Here is a 16,234-nt window from a genome sequence, read left to right as displayed (position 1 = left end):
ATAAAACAAAAGAAAAGATTATTCATGAATTTACTATATAAATTCATTGTTTCTATTATTGAATAAAATGGAGGATTTGAAACGAAATTGGATCTGATAGGTACAAAAGCAATATTTATCCTAATAATGTGCTTATGTATCTTTATGAGTGCATCTTGCATTAATGCGGCAGATGTTAATGAAACGCTACAAACCAATCAAAGCAGTGACATAAACGATGCCATTCCGATTGACGATTCAATGGAAATAGTCAGCCCAGTGAACGATTCACTTGACGAAGCAGATATTCTCTGTTTTGGATTCGCTCCATATGATGAAGATTTTGAAGTGGTCTGTTTTGGATTCGTTCCACATGACAAGCCAATGGAACTGGTCGGTCTGGAAAACGTTGTCAGTTATGCAGTGCCTTTATTGGACACTTCCCACATGTTATTAGAGAGTACGCCATATTCATACTCTGAAAGTAGCGTATCAAATACTACAGAAAGCTTCAGCATTTACGAAAGCGTAGTTATCATAAACAGTTCCGCCGAAAGTTTCAGCAATCCCCATTTTATAACATATGAATCCAAATTGACAGTCAACGGGCAATGCTTAGATCATGGCTGTGATAATTATGCTGAAGAAAATAGCTTATCCGACAACAGGAAAGCTGCAATTTACAATGATTTTGGTGATTTAAACAGTTCCCATGATTTCTATGGAAGCTATGCAAATACCGCCATTTTGAATTGCATTCAACTCAGCAGAAACATTATGACCACGCCTAGAAATATGGATGAAGAGGAAGAACAGAACTTCAGGAATTCCTTAACCGTCAACTGCAATAAGGCTTTGGATAAAGCATGCCAAGATGCAATAATCGACCTTAGGGAATACAGCATAACTGGAGGCATGATAGAAGAATCGTCAGACACTGATTTGGAAATCAGCGGCTTTACGCTGAACATTGAGTATACCTATGACAATATGGGTTCCTGGTGTCCGGATTCTTTAAATTCCGATAATTACAGTTTGGAAATCAACGATTCATATTACGATGATATAAGCATTTCAGAAGACAATTTAGAGTACTGCATCTTAGCAGACAACTCTCTAATTGACGAAGAGCCCGATGTCAGTGTTGAAAACATGGTCAATCTTGGGGCATTGACATACAACACCGACATAATCGGCAGCGGGTCAGCAAAAGACCACTGCAATAAAATAACCATTACCGAAACTCTCATTTGCAATAACTCAATATTCACCGACGATTTTAATCAAAACGGCGAATCTATTTTTAATCAAGGATTATTGCTTTTAATTAACTACATGAATGAAGACCTAATTGAGGAATCAACACCACTTGATGCAACAATCGAATTCTTTGATTATGACTTAGTTCTATCTGAAAACCTATTAACTAATTTTTGCAAAGCTTTTGAAAAAGCTGAACCTCACATAGAGGCAAATGGGGACAATGAAAGCCTCGAAAATGAAAACTCTTATTTTTCAAGTGTAGACTATACTGCAGTTTCATCAGCCAGTGCACAAATTAGAAGTTTATTACATTTAGAAAGGGATGGAAACACGACTGCGGCCAATGACGCGGAATTCTGGGGTAAAACAAATGCGGAGGCCTTCAAAGAATTATGGGATATCGGGGAAAACAGGTTTTGTTTAGATATACTATATACCAATCTATTAACTGAAATGATTAACTATATGGGGATATATAATCAAGGAGAAAACACGAAATAGGAGTGAATAGATAAAAGACAGATGCTGCATAATAAAATGATTCTCTTGATATGGGGATTGATAGAGAATCATTATGTCAATGCATGGGCAAAAGTGCAGCAGTCTTTTATTGAAATGTATATCTAAAAACAAAACCTAAAAAAAAACTTAAAAAAAGTTTAATGATTTAAAGAAATTACCATCTAATTTTATCGCCTTTAATCGGATTTGGGGAATCTGAAAGGCCTAACTCTTCCATGACTTTCTTCTTTTTTAGTTCTCTTTCACGTTCTTCTCTTAGAACTTCCTCATGGACCTTATGATTATGGGCTTCTTTACTTTGCCATTCCGCTTCAATCTTTTCAAGAGTTAATTTATTATTAAGCTGACCCCGGTAGAGAGTATAGATTAAATCTCTTAAGGTAGATTCTACAGGCTTATCCGACGTTGTGATTTCATCGTAAGTAATCTGTGTTGTAATTTTAATAGCTTGAGGGCCAATACCATCAATTTTGAAAAAATAATCCTGACCATTTATATTAACAGTAATTTTCTCATCCAATAAGTATCTTTTTCTTTTTAAAGCTGTGCTTTTAAGTACAGAAGAATTGGTTGATGTGCTGCCTATTAATCTATCCAATTTCTTTTCAATTGGTCCAGATGATGAAATTATATCTGAATATCTAGAAAAACTAGAAATATCTAAAGCATTATGTCCAAAATCCAAAATTAAAAATTTATAATTGAAATTACCGCTTTCAAAAAAGATGGGTTTTTTATCAATCTTGAAATGGTTAGCAAAAATTACACTTCTTATTTTAAAGGCTTCATAATCCATATTAATCCCTCAACAAATATCCACCAATACATTTTGACCGACCATATAATTCCTCCACATAAGCCAATACTTCTTAACTAATCCAAATCATTAACAAAATATTCATATAACTCGTCCTTAACGGGAGTTTCTATTTTAAAAGTAAAATTAACAATCGGCTTTTTCTTGCCATCAATGTCTCTATAGAGTTGTTCATGCTCCAAAGGAGTTAATTTGCCGATATAATAGAATTCAATACCCTCATCATTATTTTTCTGTATAAACAACTCAACATCAAGACCATTGTAATTAATTAACGGTTCCAGTTCTGCCGAAGAGATTTTTCTGTTGTCCCTACTCATCCAGTAAAATGTCTCTTTGCTTAAGAAGCGATCATCATAATTAATGGTCTGTGAAATGTCTTCAGCCTTATTGTATGTTACAAAAATAGGGCAGGTATTGTATTTGATTTTATATCCGCCGATGTTCTGGCCGTTCATGAAATGTTTCCAGTTCAAAAGCCTTAAAACATCTTCACGGGAGTATTTTTCATATAACCTGAAGGGATTTTCATCCCTGTAGACATTTTCATATTTGAGAAATGCATAATTAACGGCATCCTCAAAGTGCTTCAGATAAGTCGGATTTGCCAGGCAATTTCTAAAGTGGTCTGAAATTTTAAAGTCATCTGTGAAAAATATGTTTTCATATGAAATATCCTTTCCAAGAAAACCCTGAACAGTATTTGCCTGATAGCCCTCTCCGTTTTCCTTTTTATAGAAATCCAGACTCAAAAAGTTGATTGCACCTTCAATTGAGTCCTTCTGATTTGTCAGTCCATATATATCAAACAGGCATTTTTCAATCATTTCAACAGTGAAATACTTATTATATCTAAGGCAGTTTAAAATAATGAGTTCATGTGGCCTTATCCCCTTAATAAGTTTCTTTGAAATTAACTTTAATGAAATGAGTTCACTTTCCGTTAGTTCACAGCTATAGTCATCTTCAACCTTATTCAAAAATAACGGATAGCACGGGAACTGATTGTATGCAAGTATCAGCTCGGGGTTGAAGTCGGCATTCTCGTAAAAGTCGCAAAGCATTGGGATTCTGCCCAATTTGAACTTCAGGTTATTGTATTTTTCTTTAAAGAGAGCCACCCTTGAAAAGCTGGCATTGTTTATTGAATTGTAAATCTTCTGTCTGGAAACCTCATCGAAATTGATTGATGAAGCGCCGGGAATGATTTTATTTCCCTGCATCAGATAATGCCTTAGCTTATCCTTGTCATATGACCTGTCACCTGAAAGGGCAAGGGGAATCATGAAATTGTTTCTGTAATTGCCGATGAAATCCAGAATTACAACAAATTCCTTGTTTTTATATTTCCTCAATCCTCTTCCCAGCTGCTGGATAAAAATGATTGGAGATTCCGTTGGCCTTACAAGAAGAACCTGATTAATCTCGGGAATGTCCACACCCTCATTGAAGATGTCGACAGTAAAAATGTATTCGAGCTTATTGGGATTGGAATCATTGGTCAGTCTGTCAATCGCATCAAGCCTTTCCTGCTGGGTATTTTCACCGGTTAACACCGTTGATGGATGGCCGCGCTGATTGAATTTCTTGGAAAGCTCCTTTGCTTCACGTTTTCTTGAACAGAACACCAGAGCCTTGATCCTGTCACCGGAATAACCATAGAACTCTGATTTTTCAAGCAGATATGTTACCCTCTGCTCTGAAGTCAGATAGTTGAAATCAGTGAAGTCATCATCGATTTCCCCGTTTTCAAAGGTAATGTCACTGATTCCGAAGTAATGGAAGGGACATAGCAAATCCTCATCCAAAGCTTCCTGCAGGCGTATCTCATGGGCAATATTATGGTCAAAAAGCTCATAGATATCAAAGCCGTCAGTACGCTCCGGCGAAGCAGTCATTCCAAGGTAGAATTTAGGAGTGAAATAATTGAAAATCTTTTGATAGCTTAATGCACCTGCCTTGTGGACCTCATCTATGATTATGTAGTCAAATTCATCCTTTTTGAATTTTGTGTAGACGTCTTCCTTTGACAGGGTCTGGATTGTTGCAAAAATATAGTCTGCATTGATGTCTTTGTGGTTACCTGTCAAAAGGCCGAATGACTTGTCCTTGATGACATTTTTATAAGCGTTAATGGACTGCTTTGCAATCTGTTCACGGTGGACAATGAATAAAAATCGTTTAGGGTTGAAGTTCTTTACAGCAAAAGCTGATGCATAGGTTTTACCAGTACCTGTTGCAGAAACCAGAATAGCTCTTTTTTCATCATTTTTAATCAGGTTTCTGATATTTGTGAGAAATTTCTCCTGCATGGAGTTTGGAATTAGCTCAGGGACATTTTCTATCTCTTTAGTGATTTCCCTTATATGCTTGAAGTTAACATTATCGTTATATAATTTTTCATAGCTCGGAAGAATGTCCTCCAAATCCTTTGACTCATCCCACAGTTCATTGAATTCATTTAATAGATTATGGAGAATTTCACCCTCTTTTGTAGATGTAAATCCGACATTCCATTCCTTATTTTCAACCAGAGCCTTTGCAGTCAGATTGGAACTTCCCACAATAGCTGAATAGTTATTGTTTTTCTTAAAGATATATCCTTTGGTGTGGAAGCCCTCATTTTCAGTTGTAAACATTCTGACTTCGATGTTTTTAAAGTCGTTGAGCTTTTTGATTGCCTTTGGCTCGGTGAAAGCCAGATAGTCAGTGGTGAGAATTTTGCCTTTGATGTTCTTTTTCTCAAGGTTTTTAAACTCTTCCAGAAGGGGAGTGATTCCTCCCAAGGTAATGAATGCAGTTGAAATGATGAATTCGTCACAGTCTCTCAGCTGGTCGATTAATTCATTCCTAACCTTTGATTCTCTTGAATTGAAAAGCAGTTTAGGCTTAAAGTCATTTAAGGATGTGTAATTCTCATCAATAAACGCAGTTCTAGCCCCATTTAAAATATCTTCATTCGCCATTTGCATCAATATGAATAGAGTTTAAAATTTCAATAGATCTGATTTCCGCATAAATCAGCTGTTTTTCAAACTTGTCATCAGTGCTTTCATACAGTTCCTTTAATCTGTCCAGATCATAGCCGCATTTCTGCATCTCCTCGTCAACCTTTTTCATCTTTTCCATTATTGTCTTGTGGTCAACCATTGTTTCTTTCAGATAGTCAACAGCAGCAACGTCGGCAGGAATCCAGTTAACGTCATCCAATTCGTCTTTTGAAAGCCACCTTGCATCATTATGCTCCAAAAGTTTAGGAGTTCCATTCTTGATAATGCAGTCAAAACAGGACATTTTCAAATAAAAGGTAGGGTATTGATACTCCAAATCCAGTGCAAAATTGGTTATTTCTATATCGACATTTAATTCTTCCTTAATTTCACGAATTAAAGCTTCTTCTTTTGTTTCGTTTTCCTCTATTTTGCCGCCGGGAAATTCCCACTGGTTAATGAACTCCCCATAGCCCCTTTTAGTAGCTAAAATTTTATTGTCCTTGTGAATAATAGCTGCAACAACATTTAAAGTTTTCATATGTTAACTCCTCTGGTTTAATATTTAGCAGCTTACGTTATAAATGTTAATGATAATTAATAATTAGAACTTACCCACTCATAATTAATTAAACCATCATAATACAATAATGTTTCAATAATCTTTTTAATAAATTTGGTCAAATTATCTTCTTCAACATCCGTATTTCCAGGAGTTAATGAAAATGCGCCGACAGAAGGTATTACCAAATCTTCTTGTCTAAAATATTTGGATTTAGTACCTGGATATAACACATAAGAACCAGAACTAAGTAAAATTGAATCTTTATATGTATGCATTTTATAAATATCTGCATCTTTATAAACATATTCTTTTTCTTCAAGTGAGTCTCTTTTGTCTATCTCTTTTTCAATGTCTGAACTAGATTTTTCACCAATTTTTTCATAAAAATCAATGATCTCCAATTCTGACCTGTATTTTGCATCAAAATGGATGAAATGTTGGTCAACAGCCGTAGTGATTAATAAAGTATAATCTGGTTTAAATGCAAGAGAATAAGACTTATAGTCTGATTTATCGGAAAATGTTAAATTATAAAATAGTTCTATACCAACATCATGGCCGCGAATATTTAATTTGAATTTTTTGGATGAACGCTTACCTTTAATAACATTTATGGCCCAATTGGTTTTATTAACTTCAAAAACATCTTCAAAATTAATTTTTGTAATACTTAAATCATTTAAAACTTTTAATAATTCAAAATAGCACCAATATTCGTATAATTCAGATAATTTCTTTTCAAATCCTTTAAATTTATTGTTTAAATCATCCCAACTTAATCTGAATGAAAATTCCAACATTAAAAAGTATTGAAAAATTTCCCTATATCCTTCTTTTTTCTGTAAAACCTGCGAATTAAATGGAACATAATCCATATTGGAAATATGATTAAAAAACTTTGCTGAAAGATAATAATCAATTTCTTCTCGAAAGACTTTTAGTTTATCCTGAATATAACCTTTTTTAGAACTGATTAATAATTTTTCAACTAAATTTTGAAGCATTTCTAAAAAATATTTGAAAAATTGATTTTCAGGAGTATCAATTGTGTCTTCATGTTTTATTTGGTGAATATCGTAAGGGAGATACCCGTTTAATTTTTCAGCCATTTTAATTGATGAATCAACTTTAAAAAGTTGATTAGGCTTAGAAACAATATTATTTAATGAAGAAGAATTTAAATTATTTGCTAAAGAAATTGGAACTGTTTCATCATGATTAATTAATTGTGAATGCATATTTTTAGATAAATACTCGAAAATTGAAGGTAAATTATCCTGCCTAAACAAATATTCTAAGAACATGAAGTCTTCATAATAAGTGAGTTTTTCTTCATCAGCAAATACAAATTCCTGATATAAAGGAGAATTGACTTCAAAAATTAAGCTTAATGCATGCTGTGATAAATCAGCAATCATTGCCGAATATTGATTAAAATAATCTATTTTTTTAGACCTGACTTCAATAGGAATTGAAATTGATTTTAAATTATCTTTTTTAACATCCAAAAATGATTTACCTACATAACTTCTGAAATTTAATGTACCTGCGACTTTAAATTTCTTATTATCTCCCAAATTAAATCTAAATCGCTTAAAATGACTTTCATTAATTTCAACTAATGAACATAAAACTTCATAACTAGCATTGACATCATTTGATTCAAATAGAATTTGATATTCAGTTTCTTCCAATAGCATTAAATGAGAAAATTGAGAAGATTCCTTGCTGTAATACTGAATAGGAGTGGAATTATCAATTTCATCAACCAAATCGATGTTTTCTAAAACAAAATTATCTGAAATTTTATGAGATGATTCACTTTCTCGAATAGGATCAATAGAACTAAGAGTTAAAGTTCCAATATTATTTGAAAACTTATCTTTTAAATTAATAATAGCTTTTTGTTCAATCATTTAAATCTAATTAATAAAGGAAACGTATCTTTGGTCAGCCAATACTTTAGCCATATTTTGAAGCTTTAAAGCAGAAGTATAATACTTGCAGTTATCTTCAGTTATATTGAATAATTTGGCTTGTTCATTATTATCCCATTTAACTAAACATAAATTAAATAAATTATCCAACACATTGCCAATAGCTTTTTGAGATCCATGAAGCTTAGGAAGTATTTTTTGTTTAATTTGAGCATCAAAATATCTTTCCCAATTGTCCCAATTATCAGGAGAATTCTCATATCTCCATGCGACAACCATAAATCTTAAAATTTCATTAATAACTCTAAATCCAAAATCAAACCCTGTGGATTTAAGTGCATATTGAAAAGAATCCATTTCATTAATTAAGACTTCCAATAAATTTCCATCATCACATGAAATCCCAGATAAAATTTCTTTTAAATCAGAAATGTTAAGATTAGAAATATCTGAATCAGATAATGGAGATTGAAGGTAATCAATATCACCGTTAAAATCATCACTGCCTAAATCTAAATTAATATAATCAGATACAGACAATGTATCAAATTCTATAGTATTGGCCCTATCCAACACTTTTGGTGAAAACATATATGTTGTTTCATCGACATTGACAGTACCTACAATGAATAAATTATCTGGAAGATTTAATTTAACTTGTGATTTTCCATATAAAGGAATTGGTTCTTTACTTTCAATAGCGGATAAAAAATCAGCAAAATACCTTTCTACATGAGATAAATTCATTTCATCAAGAATTAAAAAATAAGGACTATAATTATCTGAACTAGCCTCATAAATTAAATCATAAGCAGGAGTTGGCTGGTATTTTTCAGTGATTGCATTATAATAACCTAAAATATTTGAATTATCTGTCCAATTCGCACCAACGGGAACAATACTATATTTAGACGTGATAGGATTACTAATTATAGGATCTTTTAAAACATCCTGCCCATTATTACCCCCAACTTCATCTAAATTTTTTAATTGAAATTTTGGTTTAAAATCTTCAAAATCAAATTTATCAATTTTTAAATCAACATTAACAATTTTTCCATGATTTTTTTGAAGATAATCTTGTAATTCTTTATTTGGACTAAAAAATAATCTTGGAACAATTCTAAATTTTGCCTTTGATTTGATTTCATTAACAATTATATTACAGTCATAATACCCCTTATGAAATGGAAGATAATTAAAAATGTCTTTATTCATCATCCATTGTCTTTCATTATAAGCAGATTTATTCGATTTCTGTGTGAGGAGAATAGAACCATTAGGCTCAATATAATCATCCGAAATAAAATTAATTAAAGAATTACAATCAATTTTCAAATCAACAATTTGGGAACTATCTTCTTCATATAATTTTTTAAAATAATCTTGAATAGTATTATCATCATAAAACAATTGAAATCCTAAAAAAATACCTCCACTAGCAAAAATATCATCTACATACATATTACATTTCTTTTCACATTCACGGATAGGCAATATACCTTCAAAATCATCTTTACCTAAAGTCCAACCTTTATTCTTCCAAGAAGAATAGTTCGCTTTAGCGTTTACAGTAACATAATCTTCTGAAGATTCATAAACATCATTAGAACTTTCAAAGGTTACAAAAGAATCATCATCCAAATCTCCAAAAGATGAAATATATCTAGCAAATAATTGTGACAATTTAGTTTTACCTGTCCCTGAATTACCCGTTAATATTACAAAAGGTTTTACCTTTAGGGACAACAAATAATTTTCAATAATTTCTTTATCAAAATAATAACCTTCATTTATAAGATATCTATAAAATGAAAATCCTCTTAATTTAGTTTCTACCATACCAACAACCAACATTAATGAATAAATCCTAAAAAAATACAATACATTTAATACAATATATATACAAAACAATTATAAAAATAATTCGATCGTTATATTTTTATGAAAAATTTTCAAAATACCTTAAAAAATTTAAATAAACCAGCCATTTTATATTATAAAAAAGGAATTTAAAAAAAAACATTGCTTTAGCCAATACACAATAACCCATAATAATTACTTGGCAAACTCCCCAAGATAATTAAGGGGCTTTGAATTCTTGGCTCTGTAATAATATTCAACAACTGCAGTAAAGAAGACATCACATGCGGAATTGATTCCGGTTTCACAGGAATCCTGAATCACGCTGATGATAAAACCGACGGCTACGACCTGCATGGAAATATCCTGGCTGATTCCAAACATTGAACATGTCAGCGGAATAAGCAGCAATGATCCGCCGATAACACCTGAAGCACAGCATGCCGCCACGGTAGTGACAAGAGCAAGAACTATGGCCATAGGCAGGGAAACTGAAATTCCAAGGGTGTGGCATGTAATGAGAGTCATGACCGCAATGGTTACTGCCGCTCCGTTTGTATTGATGGTTGAACCAAGGGGAATTGTAATTGAAAAGAAATCCCTGTCAAGTCCCAGCCTTTCACACAGCCGGATATTGATTGGAATGTTTGCCGCTGAACTTCTGGAAAAGAATGCCATGATTCCACTTTCCCTATAGCACAGCAAAGCCAGAGGATAGGGATTTTTCCTTAAAATAATACCTCCAATGAGAGGATTGATTATAAAACCTACAACTGCAATGCACACTACAATCAGAAGTATTGCCTGACCGTACTGGGAGAAAATGCCCAGTCCGCTTTGGGAAACTGAAGTGAACACCAGACCCATGACACCTATCGGAGCGAACTGGATGATGAAGCCGACTACCTTTGTAAATGCTTCGGAAATATCATTGATGACCTTCTTTGTAGTGTCGCTTGCAACGACTTTCAGGGCAAAACCCAAAGTTATTGACCAGAAAAGAATTGCAAGATACTCTCCTTCAACAAGGGCCTTTACCGGACTTTCAAAAACCTTCAGAATCATCTGACTCATCACGTCTCCGATTCCTCCGACAGCAGTGACATTAGTGGCTGATGTCAGATGAATGCTTACAGGATAGAAATGGCAGGCTGCAATTGAAATCAGCGCTGCCAGAAAATTGGTAAAGAGAAACAGCACGAAAATCATCGTGAACTTGGAGCCGTCTCCCATCTTTGCCTGACAAATAGCTGAGGTAACCAAAACAAAAACCAGAATAGGTGCGATTGCCTTAAGTGCTGATACAAAGATGTCTCCGATAAACCCTATGACCGTCCATTCAGGAACAAGAATACCTAAAATGGTTCCCACTATCAATCCTATGAAGATCTTTAAAATAAGACTTGACTGTGTCCACCTTTCAATAATATTCATATCAGAACCATCCCTTTATCAAATTGTTAAATTGCAAAAACCTGCATTCAGGCATCATCCATTGTTTAAATTTTTGAATTAATGATTAATAAATTTTACAACATCACCGGAAGCATGAAAATCATTCACTGCTCCAGTCAATGAAGTTGTTGACACCCTGGATATACAGGCATATGCTGCACATCTCTTCATCGTCGTCATTCCAATGACCACAAACCGGACATTCCCACATAGTAGAATCACCTCATTATTATAGTATTTACATTCCACACATATTAAATTTTACCTTTTTAAATTCAATAAATCATCAAATTTATTTATTCTGTAAACAACGAACCGTAAACCCTTTAAAAAATGTAAGCAACCACTTACATGCGAAAAAGTTTATAAATTATCAGTATGTAAAATATAGTTAACATAATCCCCAAGATTATGTAGTTAATTAAAAAAAATAAGGAGATATTTAATATGAAAATAAAAAGCAATTCAAGGATAATACTAGCTGCATTAGTAGTTTTCTCCGCTTTCGTAGGATTAGGCTGCATTGCTGCTAGTGATGTAAGTTCCGATTTTGTCGGACACGTTGCAAGTGATATAAATGATACTATAGCAGTAGGACATGATAATGCCCCAATATTAGACGGAAACAATACTTTCACAATGTCCGGAAGATACAATACCGGTACCGGATACCACTGGGAAGTCAGCCCAGAAACCCATGGTGTAGATTTAGTTTCACAAGATAACGTTATTGACCACCCTGACATGTGTGGTTCATCTGCAACAAGCTACTTCACATTCCATGTAAACAGCGATGACTACTACGTAAAATTAGTCTTATACACCCCTCATGGTGACATCGCACAAGAAATTGACTCTGATATGATAAACTAAGGGAACTCCCCATTCCCTTTTTTAACTTTTTTTTAAACACCATCTAACTTTCTTTCAAGGCTTTTTTTGTAATTCTCACCGCACCTGCACTATGGATTCTGACTGTAGGATTTTCATCATTTTCTGCAATCCAGCAAAGCCTTTCAAGATATGGCTTTACGCAGTAAGGCATTCTTTTTCCAACAACCCTGAACATTTCAGGAGCCTCTATACGAACCTTTTCGCCTGAATCAGATATCATTTCAAAAAAGATTTCAAGCTTTTCGCAAAATAGCTCGGGAGAACTTGAAGCTATGTTTTCACAGGCCCAGACAAATGCATGGCGGACGTTTTCGGATTCATCATGTCTAAGTTCCATCACTTCATCAAAATAGGAAATCACCAGATTCACATCTGCCCTGCCGATTCTTCCCATTGCATTGGCCGATCTTTCCCTGAGCTTTGGATTATCATCTTTCAGGTATGAAGCAATACCACCCACATGACATTCAATCTCTTCAGGATGCTTCAGCCCCATCTCTCCAAGAAGCCACAGAGCCTTTGCCTTAACGGCATCCGAATAATCATCGCCCAGTTTTGATGCAACATCGCCAATATTGTCTCTCCAGCATTTCCTATCTTTCGTAATGCTTCTTAATTCATTCAAAACATCATTATCATCAGACATCTTTTCACGATTCCAAAAAAACTTCCCTACTTATTCCATATGTTTGTGAAAAAAACAATATAATTTTTAAGTTTCGTGAAGGTCTCTCAGACGTGGCATTTTCCTGCAAGAAAGCTCTGATAAAATCAGTAATTAACTACTTTTCATATAATTTAATCAGCCGGAACTGACATTAACATGAGCAGGCACATTAGAAAATTAACATTTTAAATGGATATGTACATGAAGTGCTGAAAAAAATAAGTTTTTTGATATCTTTAAAAAAAATAGAAAAAAAGCTAAATAAATTTAGCTTTTGTCCATAACGTATTCGATTGTATTGAATCCTAAAACTTCCGCATACTTGAAAAGGCCTTCAGGGAAGTTATGTTTAAGATGTTCGAGATTTTCATGTTCCCCATCGTATTTGACATCGATATGTACGTTGTCATCATAGTCTATGACAAGGACTTCCACATTTGTATCATGAGGATTGGTGTCAAAAATCACGTCAAAAATCTTGTTGACATTGTCGCAGAATTCCTCATTTGCACCGATATTTTTCAAATGATTTAAGCATTCATTTCTTGTATCCAAGTCATTGTCAGTCAAGACAAAGTTTTCAGTCTTATCAACAAGATCCTTTTCTATGAAGAACAGGGTGCTGTATTTCGGTTCCCTTCTTTGAATAAGCTTGACGCTGATGACAATTAAAATCGATACGATAACACAGGATACAGGGAATCCCAACCATATTCCGTCTGATCCGATGAGATAATATAATCCGATTACACAAACCAGAGGGAGTACAAGTGTGTAAAGCACTGAAAGTACTGTTGAAAGAAGAGACCTTTCAATAGCTTCATAGTAGAATATAAGCATGCTCGGAAGTACGGACAGTACAAAGAAGAGTGAATATAGTTCAACCGCATGTATTGCGAAACCTGCCATCTCCAAATGGTCGAATTTGTAAAGTGATAGGAATCCTTCAGGCCAAATCCATAAGGCCGCGGTCAATATTACTGCAAAGGCCAATCCCATCAGAAGTGAAATCTTAATCAGATGTTTTAAATTCGCATAATCATGCTTTGTATAATAAACCGGAACAATAGACGTCAACGTTTCTGAAATTCCAACATCAACAATACTACCGATTACCAATATGTCCATACACAACTGGTAAGTGACCAATCCGAGATCATGCAATGTAGCAGCAAGGAATAAGTTCATTATAAGAACGAAAATTACATCAAAGACACCGATACTTGCACCCGGAAAACCTACTTTAGTCATTTTCCATGTTGTTCTAAGGAAAGTTTTAATTTCAAGTGCTGAACGAATAAATCTGAATGTTCTTTTTGGATGGCGTATATACCATAAACATACTACAAGGGAAAGCGTATAACCGATAAATGATGCGAGTGATGCGGAAGACATACCCCATCCCCAGGACAGAAACATATAATCCAGGACTATATTGATTAAATTAGCTATAATGATGACTGCTGATGCAAAGTTCGGCTGGTCATCCACACGAATATACTGTGTAAGCACTGCGGCAACTGTAGATACAACAAAACATGCAGATAAATATTTGGAATATTCCAGCACAAGAGGTTTTGCAGTAGCTGAAGCACCTAAAAGTGGAGTCAAAGGATCCATGAATAATAACCATAGGATAGCAAGTATTACAGCCGCAATAAATGATACGACCATTGATACTGTAAAGTACCTGTTACTTCCCTCAATATCGAATTTAGATTTCTTGTTTATAGATAATATTTGTCCACCAAGTCCAAATAACCATTCGAAAACCGTCATTAATAAAATAACCGGTTCTAAAACTTCAATTGCAGCGACTGCATGTGGACCTATGAATCTGCCTACAAAAAAACTGTCAACGACTGAACTTAAGTTCAAAGCCATTACCAGAAGTAGGCTAGGTATTAATAGTTGTTTAAATTTACTGTCTGCTATTTTAAAATTCATCTTAACTCTCCCTAATCAAAATATTTTACCTCTATTAAATGTTTTATAAATCTTGTAAGATAATCTTTATCACATTCCGGCCAGGTGAATCCGAATGTCTTGAGGATTTCAACAGTCTGGTCCATCACTACAAGTTCGCCGTCATCACTTTCAACAGGCCCTTCTTCACCGTCATCTTCAGCGAAATCATCAATTGTCAAATCAGCTGTAATGATTCCCTGAATGTTTTCATCCATGTTCTGTTCATAGATTTTTCTGAATTCTTCAGGAGTAACCTCTTCAATGCCGAAACCAAATGAATTAAGAGCATCAATTATATCGCTTGTAGGAATCCATTTGTCAGAGACTGCATGGAATACTGTGCACTCCATTGGAGCTTTCGCAAGTTCAAGAGTTGCCCTTGCCACGCAATCTATTGGGCTCAATTCAACCATCTCTCCAGATATTTCAGGAATTGTTGCCTTCAGGTTTTTAATGGCTTTAATACCGTTTAAGAAAGCATTGGTATCATAGTTTTTCTGGAACATACCGTCGGATTGACGTGCCATGAGGTTTCCAACCCTGATGATTTTCACATTAAGGCCGTTCAATGCCTTTTCAAGCACCATTCTTTCTGCAAGGAACTTACTGTTGAGATATTTGTTGGACAGGTCTTGTCCCCAGTAGAGCGTTTTTTCATCGCAATGTTCAACGGAAACATCACCGTCTTCTGAGTAGTCCTCCAGGACACTTGTAGTTGATATCTGGACATAGGTCATGTTGTTTGCCTCAGCAAACTCAAGTCCGTTGACAACACCGTCAACATTAACCCTGAAGATATAATCATCGTGAGTGTAGTGTTTTACAATAGCTGCACAGTTGATAATCGTATCAATCGGATAATCTTCAAGCTTTTTGAAGTCGTCAAGGCTTGTAATGTCTCCCTCACTTAGGATAATGCGTGATCCTATGAGGTCTGTGAAGTCTTCACCATAATAATAATCCATGAGGTCAGCGAAACGCTCTTCACAGCTGTCGAACTGGCCTTTTCTCAGCATACAATATATTGTTCCCTCTTCGTTTTTGAGGTATTCATACAATACGTGAACACCGAGGAAACCGGTAACTCCAGTAAGCAATACGTTACCCAATTCGGTATTTCTGCCCTGAGCAAAGTTTTCAAAGGTATTTTCCTCAAGGAGATTGTTGATTTTGGTGTAGTCATAGTTTTCAATGATGTCCACATCCAAGTCTTCATCTATTTCATCACCGGACAGGAAGCTGGCCAGTTTTCTTGGAGTCTGGTTTTTAAAGATATCATCATATTTTACATCATAATCCTGTTTGAGTAACTCA

Annotated in this window: 11 protein-coding genes; 2 read left to right on the top strand and 9 right to left on the bottom strand. The window is 34.5% G+C overall.

The window, feature by feature from the left end:
* The first annotated feature begins 144 nt into the window (after nucleotides 1-144).
* A complete protein-coding gene (locus ACKI3Q_RS08090; RefSeq protein ID WP_407416018.1) occupies nucleotides 145-1,743 on the top strand; it encodes a hypothetical protein in 1,599 nt (532 codons plus the stop codon).
* 175 nt (nucleotides 1,744-1,918) lie between these two features.
* On the opposite strand, the gene ACKI3Q_RS08085 is transcribed toward ACKI3Q_RS08090, so the two are convergent.
* The 6 genes from ACKI3Q_RS08085 to sstT all read right to left on the bottom strand — a co-directional run bounded on the left by ACKI3Q_RS08085 (nucleotide 1,919) and on the right by sstT (nucleotide 11,370).
* The gene (locus ACKI3Q_RS08085; protein WP_407416016.1) at nucleotides 1,919-2,560 is read right to left on the bottom strand and encodes a hypothetical protein; all 642 of its coding nucleotides are present in this window, start codon (nucleotides 2,558-2,560) and stop codon (nucleotides 1,919-1,921) included.
* A 77-nt stretch (nucleotides 2,561-2,637) separates the two neighbouring features.
* Nucleotides 2,638-5,547, bottom strand: a complete 2,910-nt coding sequence (locus tag ACKI3Q_RS08080) for a DEAD/DEAH box helicase (protein WP_407416014.1) — start codon at nucleotides 5,545-5,547, stop codon at nucleotides 2,638-2,640.
* Nucleotides 5,537-6,112, bottom strand: a complete 576-nt coding sequence (locus ACKI3Q_RS08075; protein WP_407416012.1) for a (deoxy)nucleoside triphosphate pyrophosphohydrolase — start codon at nucleotides 6,110-6,112, stop codon at nucleotides 5,537-5,539. Before ACKI3Q_RS08075 ends, ACKI3Q_RS08080 begins: the two co-directional genes overlap by 11 nt.
* 56 nt (nucleotides 6,113-6,168) lie before the next feature.
* Complete coding sequence (locus ACKI3Q_RS08070) at nucleotides 6,169-8,052, bottom strand: DUF2357 domain-containing protein (protein ID WP_407416010.1); 1,884 nt, start codon at nucleotides 8,050-8,052, stop codon at nucleotides 6,169-6,171.
* 6 nt (nucleotides 8,053-8,058) lie between these two features.
* Entirely contained in the window at nucleotides 8,059-9,915 is a 1,857-nt protein-coding gene (locus ACKI3Q_RS08065; RefSeq protein WP_407416008.1) for a hypothetical protein, read from the bottom strand.
* 216 nt (nucleotides 9,916-10,131) lie between these two features.
* Complete coding sequence (sstT, locus tag ACKI3Q_RS08060; protein WP_407416006.1) at nucleotides 10,132-11,370, bottom strand: serine/threonine transporter SstT; 1,239 nt, start codon at nucleotides 11,368-11,370, stop codon at nucleotides 10,132-10,134.
* 468 nt (nucleotides 11,371-11,838) lie between these two features.
* Here sstT and ACKI3Q_RS08055 point away from each other — a divergent pair, with 468 nt between their 5' ends.
* A complete protein-coding gene (locus tag ACKI3Q_RS08055) occupies nucleotides 11,839-12,264 on the top strand; it encodes a protease inhibitor I42 family protein (RefSeq protein ID WP_407416004.1) in 426 nt (141 codons plus the stop codon).
* Nucleotides 12,265-12,307: 43 nt separating this feature from the next.
* Here ACKI3Q_RS08055 and ACKI3Q_RS08050 read toward each other — a convergent pair whose 3' ends face one another.
* The 3 genes from ACKI3Q_RS08050 to ACKI3Q_RS08040 form a co-directional block, all read right to left on the bottom strand.
* Nucleotides 12,308-12,781, bottom strand: a complete 474-nt coding sequence (locus ACKI3Q_RS08050) for a HEAT repeat domain-containing protein (RefSeq protein ID WP_407416002.1) — start codon at nucleotides 12,779-12,781, stop codon at nucleotides 12,308-12,310.
* Between the two features lie 438 nt (nucleotides 12,782-13,219).
* A complete protein-coding gene (locus tag ACKI3Q_RS08045; protein ID WP_407416000.1) occupies nucleotides 13,220-14,899 on the bottom strand; it encodes an MATE family efflux transporter in 1,680 nt (559 codons plus the stop codon).
* An 11-nt stretch (nucleotides 14,900-14,910) separates the two neighbouring features.
* On the bottom strand, nucleotides 14,911-16,234 hold a 1,324-nt coding region (locus ACKI3Q_RS08040), incomplete at its 5' end, for an SDR family oxidoreductase (RefSeq protein ID WP_407415998.1).

Origin of the sequence: Methanobrevibacter sp., from assembly GCF_045636185.1 — an archaeon.
Lineage (GTDB): Archaea > Methanobacteriota > Methanobacteria > Methanobacteriales > Methanobacteriaceae > Methanocatella.
Note: the sequence above shows the minus strand (reverse complement) of the source record. Positions and strands in the feature narration are given on the sequence as shown.

What these genes read in the sequence shown, in the direction of transcription:
- ACKI3Q_RS08090 (WP_407416018.1), top strand. Translation starts at nt 145, where the DNA reads ATGAGTGCATCTTGCATTAATGCGGCAGATGTTAATGAAACGCTACAA.
- ACKI3Q_RS08085 (WP_407416016.1), bottom strand. Translation starts at nt 2,560, where the DNA reads ATGGATTATGAAGCCTTTAAAATAAGAAGTGTAATTTTTGCTAACCAT.
- ACKI3Q_RS08080 (WP_407416014.1), bottom strand. Translation starts at nt 5,547, where the DNA reads ATGGCGAATGAAGATATTTTAAATGGGGCTAGAACTGCGTTTATTGAT.
- ACKI3Q_RS08075 (WP_407416012.1), bottom strand. Translation starts at nt 6,112, where the DNA reads ATGAAAACTTTAAATGTTGTTGCAGCTATTATTCACAAGGACAATAAA.
- ACKI3Q_RS08070 (WP_407416010.1), bottom strand. Translation starts at nt 8,052, where the DNA reads ATGATTGAACAAAAAGCTATTATTAATTTAAAAGATAAGTTTTCAAAT.
- ACKI3Q_RS08065 (WP_407416008.1), bottom strand. Translation starts at nt 9,915, where the DNA reads ATGGTAGAAACTAAATTAAGAGGATTTTCATTTTATAGATATCTTATA.
- sstT (WP_407416006.1), bottom strand. Translation starts at nt 11,370, where the DNA reads ATGAATATTATTGAAAGGTGGACACAGTCAAGTCTTATTTTAAAGATC.
- ACKI3Q_RS08055 (WP_407416004.1), top strand. Translation starts at nt 11,839, where the DNA reads ATGAAAATAAAAAGCAATTCAAGGATAATACTAGCTGCATTAGTAGTT.
- ACKI3Q_RS08050 (WP_407416002.1), bottom strand. Translation starts at nt 12,781, where the DNA reads ATGGGGCTGAAGCATCCTGAAGAGATTGAATGTCATGTGGGTGGTATT.
- ACKI3Q_RS08045 (WP_407416000.1), bottom strand. Translation starts at nt 14,899, where the DNA reads ATGAATTTTAAAATAGCAGACAGTAAATTTAAACAACTATTAATACCT.